The 11,801-nt window shown below is 63.2% G+C and carries 12 protein-coding genes; 11 read left to right on the plus strand and 1 reads right to left on the minus strand.

Annotated features, from left to right (window positions below; genetic code table 11):
* Positions 1 to 125: 125 nt before the first annotated feature.
* The 11 genes from rpoE (at position 126) to pdxJ (ending at position 10,513) form a co-directional block, all read left to right on the plus strand.
* The gene (gene rpoE / locus AC0Z2B_RS24215) at positions 126 to 707 is read left to right on the plus strand and encodes an RNA polymerase sigma factor RpoE/AlgU (protein ID WP_003252049.1); all 582 of its coding nucleotides are present in this window, start codon (positions 126 to 128) and stop codon (positions 705 to 707) included.
* 31 nt (positions 708 to 738) lie between these two features.
* The gene (locus tag AC0Z2B_RS24220; RefSeq protein ID WP_416426620.1) at positions 739 to 1,335 is read left to right on the plus strand and encodes a sigma-E factor negative regulatory protein; all 597 of its coding nucleotides are present in this window, start codon (positions 739 to 741) and stop codon (positions 1,333 to 1,335) included.
* An 8-nt stretch (positions 1,336 to 1,343) separates the two neighbouring features.
* Positions 1,344 to 2,303 carry a MucB/RseB C-terminal domain-containing protein gene (locus tag AC0Z2B_RS24225; RefSeq protein ID WP_476299954.1) on the plus strand — a complete coding sequence of 320 codons (960 nt, stop codon included), beginning with the start codon at positions 1,344 to 1,346 and terminating at the stop codon, positions 2,301 to 2,303.
* A 332-nt stretch (positions 2,304 to 2,635) separates the two neighbouring features.
* The gene (locus AC0Z2B_RS24230; protein ID WP_473006901.1) at positions 2,636 to 4,021 is read left to right on the plus strand and encodes a Do family serine endopeptidase; all 1,386 of its coding nucleotides are present in this window, start codon (positions 2,636 to 2,638) and stop codon (positions 4,019 to 4,021) included.
* Between the two features lie 187 nt (positions 4,022 to 4,208).
* Positions 4,209 to 6,008 carry a translation elongation factor 4 gene (gene lepA / locus AC0Z2B_RS24235; protein ID WP_476299956.1) on the plus strand — a complete coding sequence of 600 codons (1,800 nt, stop codon included), beginning with the start codon at positions 4,209 to 4,211 and terminating at the stop codon, positions 6,006 to 6,008.
* A gap of 5 nt (positions 6,009 to 6,013) precedes the next feature.
* Positions 6,014 to 6,868: a signal peptidase I gene (gene lepB / locus AC0Z2B_RS24240; protein ID WP_416426614.1), complete on the plus strand. Its 855-nt coding sequence runs from the start codon at positions 6,014 to 6,016 to the stop codon at positions 6,866 to 6,868.
* A gap of 71 nt (positions 6,869 to 6,939) precedes the next feature.
* The gene (locus tag AC0Z2B_RS24245) at positions 6,940 to 7,317 is read left to right on the plus strand and encodes a DUF4845 domain-containing protein (protein ID WP_476299959.1); all 378 of its coding nucleotides are present in this window, start codon (positions 6,940 to 6,942) and stop codon (positions 7,315 to 7,317) included.
* Positions 7,314 to 8,003, plus strand: a complete 690-nt coding sequence (rnc, locus tag AC0Z2B_RS24250) for a ribonuclease III (RefSeq protein WP_416426612.1) — start codon at positions 7,314 to 7,316, stop codon at positions 8,001 to 8,003. The genes AC0Z2B_RS24245 and rnc overlap by 4 nt, the downstream gene beginning before the upstream one ends.
* Positions 7,996 to 8,898 (plus strand): GTPase Era, encoded by a 903-nt coding sequence (gene era, locus AC0Z2B_RS24255; RefSeq protein ID WP_416426610.1) that lies wholly within the window; start codon positions 7,996 to 7,998, stop codon positions 8,896 to 8,898. Before rnc ends, era begins: the two co-directional genes overlap by 8 nt.
* 148 nt (positions 8,899 to 9,046) lie before the next feature.
* Entirely contained in the window at positions 9,047 to 9,730 is a 684-nt protein-coding gene (gene recO / locus AC0Z2B_RS24260; RefSeq protein ID WP_416426608.1) for a DNA repair protein RecO, read from the plus strand.
* Between the two features lie 42 nt (positions 9,731 to 9,772).
* Positions 9,773 to 10,513 (plus strand): pyridoxine 5'-phosphate synthase, encoded by a 741-nt coding sequence (gene pdxJ, locus AC0Z2B_RS24265; protein WP_473004338.1) that lies wholly within the window; start codon positions 9,773 to 9,775, stop codon positions 10,511 to 10,513.
* Between the two features lie 79 nt (positions 10,514 to 10,592).
* Here the strand turns inward: pdxJ and AC0Z2B_RS24270 are convergent, their stop codons facing one another.
* Positions 10,593 to 11,774 (minus strand): M20 aminoacylase family protein, encoded by a 1,182-nt coding sequence (locus AC0Z2B_RS24270; protein ID WP_416426605.1) that lies wholly within the window; start codon positions 11,772 to 11,774, stop codon positions 10,593 to 10,595.
* Between the last annotated feature and the right edge of the window lie 27 nt (positions 11,775 to 11,801).

The raw sequence follows: 11,801 nt of genomic DNA on the forward strand, positions 1-11,801 counted from the left end.
GGTCAAATCATGGCGTGCAGGAAACTTGCTTGGAGGGGAGAACTTTTGCGAAAAGCCCGAGTCTATGATTGCAAGCCTGAACGATGGCTTAAGCAATGCTCCTCCCGGCTCAACGAGGAGTGTTCATGCTAACCCAGGAAGAGGATCAGCAACTGGTCGAGCGTGTTCAACGCGGCGACCGGCGAGCTTTCGATCTGTTGGTGCTGAAATACCAGCACAAGATTCTCGGGTTGATCGTGCGATTCGTGCACGACACCCATGAAGCCCAGGACGTGGCGCAAGAAGCCTTTATCAAGGCGTATCGGGCGCTTGGCAATTTCCGCGGTGACAGTGCCTTTTATACATGGCTGTACCGCATCGCCATCAACACGGCGAAAAACTACCTGGTGTCCCGCGGTCGTCGGCCGCCAGATAGCGATGTAAGTTCCGAGGATGCCGAGTTCTACGACGGCGATCATGGCCTCAAGGATCTGGAGTCTCCGGAGCGCTCCCTGTTACGAGATGAGATCGAGGGCACCGTCCACCGGACCATCCAGCAACTGCCAGAAGATTTGCGTACGGCGTTAACTTTACGTGAATTCGACGGTCTGAGTTACGAGGACATTGCCAGCGTCATGCAATGCCCGGTGGGTACCGTGCGATCTCGGATTTTCCGCGCTCGGGAGGCCATAGATAAAGCCCTGCAGCCTTTGTTGCAGGAAACCTGAGACAGCGGCGACAGCCAAGAGAGGAACCGCCATGAGTCGTGAAGCTTTGCAGGAATCGCTGTCCGCGGTGATGGATAACGAAGCGGACGAACTGGAACTGCGCAGGGTCATCAACGCCCTGGAAGATCCAGAAACACGTGCAACCTGGAATCGCTACCAGATTGCCCGTGCGGTAATGCACAAGGACTTGCTCGACCCACGCCTGGACCTGGCCACCGCCGTATCGGCAGCCATTGCCGAGGAAATCGCACCGGTCAAGGCCACTCGTGGTCCATGGCGCAGCCTGGGCCGCCTGGCCGTGGCAGCCTCGGTCACCGTGGCGGTGTTGGCAGGCGTGCGCCTGTACAACCAGGACGAAATCGCCGGCAACCAGCTGGCCCAGCAGCAACCGGCTACCCAGCAGGCACCTTCCGTGCCGCAGGTGCAAGGCCCGGCCGTGCTGGCAGGCTACACTGAGAGCAACGACCAGAGCACTGGCCCCATGGCCAACGGTGTTCTGCAAGGTCAGGCTGGCATGCATGACCAGCGCTTGCCAGGCTACCTGCGCCAACACGCCCAGGAAGCTGCGTTGAAAGGGACCGAAAGCGCGTTGCCATACGCACGTGCCGCGAGCCTTGAAAACCGCTAAGGAGGACCATGCGCGCCATACCGCTACTACCGCTATTGCTCGGTTCCTGTCTGAGCGTCCCGGCCTTCGCGGCCAGCGACGCTTCGCAGTGGCTTAACCGCCTGGCCCAGGCCGAGCAGCAGCAGAGCTTCCAGGGCACCTTCGTCTACGAACGCAACGGCAGTTTCACCACCCACGACATCTGGCATCGCGCCCAGAACGGCAAGGTCAGCGAGCGGCTGTTGCAGCTCGATGGCTCGGCCCAGGAAGTCGTGCGCGTGGATGGCCGTACCCAGTGCGTGAGTGGCGCCCTGGTTCCCGGTGTGAGCGAGACGCCTGATTCCTCTGGCCGCGTGCTCGACCCCCTCAAGCTGATGTCCTGGTACGACCTTGCGGTCGCGGGGCAATCACGCGTGGCCGGGCGCGATGCCACCATCGTTACGCTGACCCCCAAGGATCAGCACCGCTACGGTTTCGAATTGCACCTGGACAGCAAGACTGGCCTGCCGCTCAAGTCGTTGTTGCTCGACGACAAGGGGCGCCTGCTGGAACGCTTCCAGTTCACCCGCCTGGACACCGACGTGCCCACGGATGCGGAGCTGGCTGCCAGCGACAACTGCAAGCCCCTGGGGCCGGCCGTTGTCGCCCAGGCCTCGGCGCCCGCCGCCGGCCATTGGCGTTCGGACTGGCTGCCGCCGGGCTTCGAGCTGGCCGGCAGTTCCTCGCGCAAGGACCCCGACACCAAGACCACCGTCAGCAGCCTGATGTACGACGATGGCCTGGCGCGTTTCTCGGTGTTCCTCGAGCCGCTCAATGGCAACGTCGGGGCTGACGCCCGCACGCAACTGGGGCCGACCTCGGCCGTGTCGCGGCGCCTCACCACCCCCACCGGCGACGTGATGGTCACCGTGGTGGGCGAGATCCCCATCGGCACCGCCGAGCGCATCGCCTTGTCGATGCGTGCCCAAGACGCCCAGGCGAAGAATTGAGGCGCCTGTGCTGAGCAGGAGTGGGCGTGCAGGGAGCGCGTCACCTAGTGCGTCACGGCATCCGTTACAAAGGATGACGAAATGAAACTTCTGTCAGTCAGGTTGCAAAACCCCCTGAATTTTTCTATAGGTCAGACCCTCAAGGGTCTGGCCTTGTCTGCTGTTTCAGGATCGCCACTGCCGACACCCCCGGACCCGGACATTGCCTTGCGGCAGTGCCCGGGTTTTGTGCGTCTGGCGAACCCACTTGCTAAACCTAGCTCGTTAAATACGGGAGCCGTATGTCGATACTACGCTTGAAGCATTACCTGACCGTGTGCGCCGCCGTGCTGATGCTCGGCCAGGTCGTCACCGCCCAGGCCGAGGCGCTGCCTGACTTCACCAACCTGGTGGAGCAAGCCTCGCCCGCGGTAGTCAACATCAGTACCACCCAGAAGCTGCCCGACCGCAGCGCCGGTGCCGGCGACATGCCGGACCTGGACGACCTGCCCCCGGCCTTCCGCGACTTCTTCCGCAACATGCCGCGTTCGCCGCGCAGCCCCAAGGGCGGTGATCGCCAGCGCGAGGCCCAGTCCCTGGGCTCGGGCTTCATCATCTCGCCCGACGGCTACGTGCTGACCAACAACCACGTGATCGCCGACGCCGATGAAATCATCGTGCGCCTGTCCGACCGCAGCGAACTGAAAGCCAAGCTGGTGGGTACCGACCCGCGCACCGACGTGGCCCTGCTGAAAATCGACGGCAAGAACCTGCCTACGGTCAAACTGGGGGATTCCGACAAGCTCAAGGTTGGTGAGTGGGTGCTGGCCATCGGCTCGCCGTTCGGCTTCGATCACTCGGTCACCAAGGGCATCGTCAGCGCCAAGGGTCGCACCCTGCCCAACGACGCCTACGTGCCGTTCATCCAGACCGACGTGGCCATCAACCCGGGCAACTCCGGCGGCCCGCTGTTCAACATGAACGGCGAGGTGGTGGGCATCAACTCGCAGATCTTCACCCGTTCCGGTGGCTTCATGGGCCTGTCGTTCGCTATCCCGATCGACGTTGCCATGGACGTCTCCAACCAGCTGAAGAAAGACGGCAAGGTCAGCCGCGGCTGGCTGGGCGTGGTCATCCAGGAAGTGAACAAGGACCTGGCGGAATCCTTCGGCCTGGACAAACCGGCCGGCGCCCTGGTGGCGCAGATGGTCGAGGACGGCCCGGCGGCCAAGTCCGGCCTGCAGGTGGGCGACGTGATCCTCAGCATGAACGGCCAGCCGATCGTCATGTCCGCCGACCTGCCGCACCTGGTGGGCGGCCTCAAGGCCGGCGCCAAGGCCAGCCTGGAAGTGGTTCGCGAAGGCAAGCGCAAGACCATCGACGTGACCGTCGGTGCCATGCCGGCCAATGACGACGACATCCTCGCCGGTGGCGCCGCCAAGTCCCAGGCCGAGAGCAACAGCAACCGCCTGGGCGTCTCGGTGGCCGACCTGACCGCCGATCAGAAAAAGTCCCTGGACTTGCAAAGCGGCGTGGTCATCAAGGACGTGCAGGACGGCCCTGCGGCGCTGATCGGCCTGCAGCCGGGTGACGTCATCACCCACCTTAACAACCAGGCCATCGGTTCGGCGAAGGAGTTCACCGACATCGCCAAGGGCTTGCCGAAGAACCGCTCGGTGTCCATGCGCGTGCTGCGCCAGGGCCGTGCAAGCTTCATCACCTTCAAGCTGAGCGAGTGATAAGCTGGCGTTGAAACAGGGGAGGGCGGCCGGTGGGCCGCCCTTTTTTGTGAGCGGATGTCGATGGGCGTGGGCTTCCCCAGGATGTTCATGATCAACCGTCTCCCACATCGCCCCGTAATTCAGGTACAATTCCCGGCTATTTTTCGTTGGGCGTCCGGCCCGCAGCCTTTTTGAGTGTTGATCCGTGAGTGATTTGAGTCATATCCGCAATTTCTCCATCATCGCCCACATTGACCATGGCAAGTCGACGCTGGCCGATCGGTTCATCCAGATGTGCGGCGGCCTGGCCGATCGCGAGATGGAAGCTCAGGTGCTGGACTCCATGGACCTGGAGCGTGAGCGTGGCATCACCATCAAGGCCCACAGCGTCACGCTGCATTACAAGGCGCAGGACGGCAAGACCTACCAGCTGAACTTCATCGACACCCCCGGCCACGTCGACTTCACCTATGAAGTCAGCCGTTCGCTGGCCGCCTGCGAAGGCGCGCTGCTGGTGGTCGATGCCGGTCAAGGCGTGGAGGCCCAGTCGGTCGCCAACTGCTACACCGCCATCGAGCAGGGCCTGGAAGTCATGCCCGTGCTGAACAAGATGGACCTGCCCCAGGCCGACCCCGATCGCGTCAAGGACGAGATCGAGAAGGTCATCGGCATCGACGCCACCGACGCCGTGGCCTGCAGCGCCAAGAGCGGCATGGGCGTGATCGACGTGCTCGAACGCCTGGTCCAGGACATTCCCGCCCCTACCGGCAACATCGAAGATCCGCTGCAAGCGTTGATCATCGACTCCTGGTTCGACAACTACCTGGGCGTCGTCTCCCTGGTGCGCGTGCGCCACGGCCGCGTGAAGAAGGGCGACAAGATCCTGGTCAAGTCCACCGGCAAGGTACACCTGGTCGACAGCGTGGGTGTGTTCACCCCCAAGCACACCGCCACCGCCGACCTGAAAGCCGGTGAAGTAGGCTTCATCATCGCCAGCATCAAGGACATCCACGGCGCGCCGGTGGGTGACACCCTGACCCTGAGCAGCACCCCGGACGTGCCGGTGCTGCCTGGTTTCAAGCGCATCCAGCCACAGGTCTACGCCGGCCTGTTCCCGGTCAGCTCCGAAGACTTCGAAGACTTCCGCGACGCGCTGTCCAAGCTGACCCTCAACGACTCGTCGTTGCAGTACCTGCCGGAAAGCTCCGACGCCCTGGGCTTCGGTTTCCGCTGTGGCTTCCTGGGCATGCTGCACATGGAAATCATCCAGGAGCGCCTGGAGCGCGAGTACGACCTGGACCTGATCACCACCGCGCCAAGCGTAATCTTCGAAGTGGTGCTGAAGACCGGCGAGACCATCTACGTCGACAACCCGTCGAAGCTGCCTGACGTGTCCTCGGTGGAAGATTTCCGCGAGCCGATCGTGGCTGCCACTATCCTTGTGCCTCAAGAGCACCTGGGCAACGTCATTACCCTGTGCATCGAGAAGCGTGGCGTGCAGCGCGACATGCAGTTCCTCGGCAGCCAGGTGCAGGTGCGCTACGACCTGCCGATGAACGAGGTGGTGCTGGACTTCTTCGACCGCCTGAAATCCACCAGCCGCGGCTATGCTTCCCTGGACTACCATTTCGATCGCTACCAGTCGGCCAACCTGGTCAAGCTGGATGTGCTGATCAACGGTGACAAGGTTGACGCCCTGGCCCTGATCGTTCACCGCGACAACGCCCACTACAAGGGCCGCGCGCTGACCGAGAAGATGAAAGAACTGATTCCTCGGCAGATGTTCGACGTTGCGATCCAGGCCGCCATCGGCGGGCAGATCGTGGCCCGGACTACTGTCAAGGCGCTCAGAAAGAACGTACTGGCTAAATGCTATGGCGGTGACGTCAGCCGTAAGCGCAAGCTTCTGGAGAAGCAGAAGGCCGGTAAGAAACGCATGAAACAGGTCGGCAACGTGGAAATTCCACAAGAAGCCTTCCTCGCCGTGCTCAGGTTGGATAGTTAGGTCCTATGTCTCTAAATTTCCCGCTGTTGTTGGTCATTGCTGTCGCCGTCTGCGGTTTGCTGGCCCTGTTCGATCTGGTCTTCCTGGCTTCGCGCCGCAAGACTGCGATCGCAACCTACCAGGGTAGTGTCAGCGAGCCGGACCCGGTGGTGCTCGAGCAGTTGAACAAGGAACCGGCGCTGGTCGAATACGGCAAGTCGTTCTTCCCGGTGCTGTTCATCGTGCTGGTGCTGCGCTCGTTCCTGGTCGAACCCTTCCAGATCCCGTCGGGGTCCATGAAGCCGACCCTGGAAGTGGGTGATTTCATCCTGGTCAACAAGTTCTCCTACGGCATCCGCCTGCCGGTGATCGACCAGAAGATCATCCAGATCGGTGACCCGCAGCGTGGCGATGTCATGGTGTTCCGCTACCCAAGCGACCCGAACGTCAACTACATCAAGCGTGTCATTGGCCTGCCGGGCGACAAGATCCGCTACACCAATGACAAGCGCCTGTACGTCAACGACCAGCTGGTGGCCGAGCAACTGCTGGGCGAAGAGCCCAACAGCCTGGGCACTGCCGAGCTGTATCAGGAAAAACTCGGCGACGTCGAGCACCTGATCCGCAAGGAAATGGGCCGCTACCACATGCCGCCGGACAATCAATGGACCGTGCCTGCCGGGCACTACTTCATGATGGGCGACAACCGCGACAACTCCAACGACAGCCGTTACTGGGATGACCCGCGTATTCCCAAGGAACTGCTGGGCATGGTCCCGGACCGCAATATCGTCGGCAAGGCCTTCGCGGTCTGGATGAGCTGGCCGGAGCCGAAGATGAGCCACTTGCCGAACTTCTCGCGAGTCGGGCTGATCAAGTAACACCAGGCGGCGCTGTCCAGTGGACAGCGCCGAATGCTTTTCAGGCGGCAGCAGGGATGGAGAGCTTGAGCATGAACGCAGCCAGTTCGCAGAAAGGTATTTCGCTGCTGGGAGGGCTGGTACTGCTGGCCATACTGGGGTTTGTCGCCAGTACGGCCTTCAAGGTGCTGCCGCACTATTTCGACTACTGGACGATGAAGAAGATCATCGAATCGGCAGCGACTGACAGGGCGGAGAAAATCGACACGGTTGGTGAGTTCTACAACCATGTGGACGCAGGCATGGGCATCAACAATATCCGTGACCTGCAAGCCCGCAATATCATGAAAGTGACACTGGACGACGACGTGTTCGCCGCCCATTTGCAATACGAACAGCGTGAGCCACTGATCGGCAACGTCGATCTGGTGGTGAAATTTGACCACGAATTCAGCGTGCGTAAACCGTGAGTGTTTCCTTGAGCCGTCTCGAGCGTCAGCTCGGCTATACCTTTAAAGACCAGGACCTGATGGTGCTGGCCTTGACTCACCGCAGCTTCGCCGGGCGCAACAATGAGCGCCTGGAGTTCCTCGGTGATGCCATCCTCAACTTCGTGGCCGGTGAATCGTTGTTCGAACGTTTCCCCCAGGCCCGCGAAGGCCAGCTGTCGCGCCTGCGCGCCCGGCTGGTGAAAGGCGAGACCCTGGCCGTACTGGCCCGTGGTTTCGACCTGGGCGAATACCTGCGCCTGGGCAGCGGTGAATTGAAGAGCGGCGGTTTCCGTCGCGAGTCGATCCTGGCCGATGCCCTGGAAGCGCTGATTGGTGCCATCTATCTGGATTCGGGCATGGAAGTGGCCCGCGAGCGTGTGCTGTCCTGGCTGACCAGCGAGTTCGACAGCCTGACGCTGGTGGACACCAACAAGGACCCGAAAACCCGCCTGCAGGAATACCTGCAGTCGCGTGGTTGCGAACTGCCGCGTTACGAAGTGGTGGATATCCAGGGCGAACCGCATTGCCGGACGTTTTTCGTCGAATGTGAAGTGACCCTTTTGAACGAAAAAAGCCGAGGTCAGGGTGTGAGCCGTCGTATTGCCGAACAGGTAGCGGCCGCTTCAGCCCTGATTGCCCTGGGCGTGGAGAATGGCAATGACTGATACAACCCCAACCCGCTGTGGCTATGTCGCAATCGTCGGCCGCCCGAACGTGGGCAAGTCCACGCTGCTCAACCACATCCTGGGCCAGAAGCTGGCGATCACCTCGCGCAAGCCGCAGACCACCCGCCACAACATGCTGGGCATCAAGACCGAAGGCGAGATCCAGGCCATCTACGTCGACACCCCCGGCATGCACAAGAGCAACGAAAAGGCGCTCAACCGCTACATGAACAAGACCGCCTCGGCGGCCTTGAAAGACGTGGACGTGGTGATCTTCGTGGTGGACCGCACCAAGTGGACCGACGAGGACCAGCTGGTGCTGGAGCGCGTGCAGTACGTGCAGGGCCCGGTGATCCTGGCCATCAACAAGACCGACCGCATCGAGGACAAGGCCGAGCTGATGCCGCACCTGGCCTGGTTGCAGGAACAGCTGCCCAACGCCGAGATCGTCCCGGTGTCGGCCCAGCAGGGTCACAACCTCGACGCCCTGGAAGGCCTGATCGCCAAGCACCTGCCGGAAAACGATCACTTCTTCCCTGAAGACCAGATCACCGACCGCAGCAGCCGCTTCCTGGCCGCCGAACTGGTACGCGAGAAGATCATGCGCCAGCTGGGCGCCGAGCTGCCGTACCAGATCACCGTCGAGATCGAAGAGTTCAAGCAGCAGGGCAAGACCCTGCACATCCACGCCCTGATCCTGGTGGAGCGTGATGGTCAGAAGAAGATCATCATTGGCGACAAGGGCGAGCGCATCAAGCGCATCGGCATGGAAGCGCGCAAGGACATGGAGCTGCTGTTCGACTCCAAGGTCATGCTCAACCTGTGGGTGAAAGTGAAGGGCGGCTGGTCCGACGACGAACGCGCCCTGCGCTCGCTGGGTTACGGCGACCTCTGATCGCCGCGCCGCGGGCCCCCCGGCGCACGCTGGATACCTGTAGCCGCTGCCGCTAGGCTGCGCTGGCCTTGGGATACACTGGAGATCTTCAGTGTTTCCACGGGCCAGCGCAGCCTTCGGCAGCGGCTACGTTGCTTCGAGAGCCCCCATGTCCACCCTCGTCCTTTACCCCGCCTACGTCCTGCACTCGCGCCCCTACCGCGAGAACAGCGCCCTGGTCGACTTCCTCACCCCGGGCGGTCGCCTGCGCGCGGTGCTGCGCAGCGCCCGTGGCAAGGCCGGCAGCCTGGCGCGGCCGTTCGTACCGCTGGAAGTGGAGTTCCGTGGCAAGGGTGAGCTGAAGAACGTCGGGCGCATGGAAGCGGTGGGCGTGGCCTCCTGGATGGTCGGCGACGCGCTGTTCAGCGGCCTGTACCTGAACGAACTGCTGACCCGCCTGCTGCCGGCCGAAGACCCCAACCAGGTGATCTACGACAGCTACGCCGCCACCCTGCAGGCGCTGGCCGCCGGCCTGCCGCTGGAGCCGCTGCTGCGCGCGTTCGAATGGCGGCTGCTGGACGAGTTGGGCTACGGCTTCGCCATGGACAGCGACGTCAACGGCGACCCGGTGGAGGCCGACGGCCTGTACCGCCTGCAGGTGGACGCCGGCCTTGAGCGCGTGTGGCTGATCCAGCCCGGCCTGTTCAAGGGCAGCGAACTGCTGGCCATGGCCGAAGCTGACTGGACTGCCCCCGGCGCATTGAGCGCTGCCAAGCGCCTGATGCGCCAGGCGCTGGCCGTGCACCTGGGCGGTCGTCCGTTGGTCAGTCGGGAACTGTTTCGCAAGCCGTGAGCACCACGTATCCTTGGGGTCTCAATTCCAAGGAGCGCTCCCGTGACCACCAGCAATCGCATTCTTCTCGGCGTCAACATCGACCACGTGGCAACCCTGCGTCAGGCCCGCGGCACCCGCTACCCTGACCCGGTCAAGGCTGCGCTGGACGCCGAAGAGGCGGGCGCCGACGGCATCACCGTGCACCTGCGCGAAGACCGCCGGCACATCCAGGAACGCGACGTGCTGCTGCTCAAGGACGTGCTGCAGACGCGCATGAACTTCGAAATGGGCGTTACCGAAGAGATGCTGGCGTTCGCCGAACGCATCCGCCCGGCCCACGTGTGCCTGGTGCCGGAAACCCGCCAGGAGCTGACCACCGAAGGCGGCCTCGACGTGGCCGGCCAGGAAGCGCGTATCCAGGCGGCGGTAGAGCGCCTGAGCAAGATCGGCTGTGAAGTGTCGCTGTTCATCGACGCCGACGAGCGCCAGATCGCCGCCTCCAAGCGCGTGGGCGCGCCGGCCATCGAGCTGCACACCGGCCGTTACGCCGATGCCGAGACTCCGGCGCAGGTGGCTGAGGAGCTTAAGCGCATCGCCGATGGCGTGGCGTTCGGCGTGGCCCAGGGGCTGATCGTCAATGCCGGCCATGGCCTGCACTACCACAACGTGGAAGCGGTGGCGGCCATCAAGGGCATCAACGAGCTGAACATCGGCCATGCGCTGGTGGCCCATGCGTTGTTCGTGGGCTTCAAGGCGGCGGTGAGCGAGATGAAGCAGCTGATCGTGGCTGCTGCTCGCTGATTGCGTAGGCCTTGGACGCGGCCTGCGGCCGCTGCTACGCGGATCCCCGTAGCAGCGGCCGAAGGCCGCGTCCGCGGTCTCAACCTTTCAAATAACCTTCCACCAACCCCACCCAGCACGCCGCGCCCAGCGGGATCACCGCGTCGTCGAAGTCGTAGTGGTCGTTGTGCACCGAGCACCCGGTGAACTCGCCGGTGCCGTTGCCCAGGATGAAGTAGCAGCCCGGCTTCTCGTGCAGCATCCAGGCAAAGTCCTCGCTGCCCATGATGCGCACCGGCATTTTCTCCAGCACGTTCTGCGCGCCCAGCACCTCACGGGCCACGCCCAGCATGCGCTCGGTCTCGGCTTTGCTATTGACCAGCACCGGGGCCAGCAGGCAGTAGTCGATCTCGGCCTTCACGCCGAAGCTGGCAGCTTGCCCCTCGACAATCTCGCGAATGCGCTTCTCCACCCGCTCACGCACAGCCGGGTCGGCGGTGCGCACGCTGAGCATCACCTTGGCCGTCTCGGGAATGATGTTGTACGCGGTGCCGGCCTGCACCATGCCCACGCTGAGCACGGCGGCGTCATCGGTGGACAGGTTGCGCGAGATCACCGTCTGCAGCGCGGTGATGATGCTGGCCAGCGCCGGCACCGGGTCAATGGCCCGCTCGGGCATGGCGCCATGGCCGCCACGGCCGGTCAGGGTGATGGTGACGCGCTCGGACGAGGCCATGAAACCGCCGGCCTGCACCACGGCCTGGCCCACGGGCAGGCCGGGCATGTTGTGGTAGGCGTACACCGCGTCGCAGGGGAAGCGGGTGAACAGGCCGTCGTCGATCATCTGCTTGGCGCCGCACAGGCCTTCTTCGTCTGGCTGGAAGATCAGGTTCAGGGTGCCGTCGAACTCAGCGTGCAGCGCCAGTTGCTCGGCCGCGGCCAGCAGCGTGGCGGTGTGGCCGTCGTGGCCGCAGGCGTGCATGCGCCCCTGGTACTGGCTGGCCCAGGGCAGGCCGTTCTTTTCCAGGATCGGCAGGGCGTCCATGTCGGCACGGATGCCCAGGGTGCGCGCGCCGTTGCCGCGCTTGAGCACGCCCACCACGCCGCAGCCGCCCACCCCGGTGTGCACCTCGTAGCCCCAGGCACCGAGCATCTCGGCCACCAGGCCGGCGGTGCGTGGCACCTCGCCGCCCAGCTCGGGGAAGCTGTGGATGTCGCGGCGGATGGTGGCGAAATGTTCAGCGCTGGCTTGCAGTTTCTGGTTGATGATCAGGTTGCTCACGGTTGCTTCCTTTTTCTGGCAGTTAAC

Source organism: Pseudomonas sp. GYB4201, from assembly GCF_056312595.1.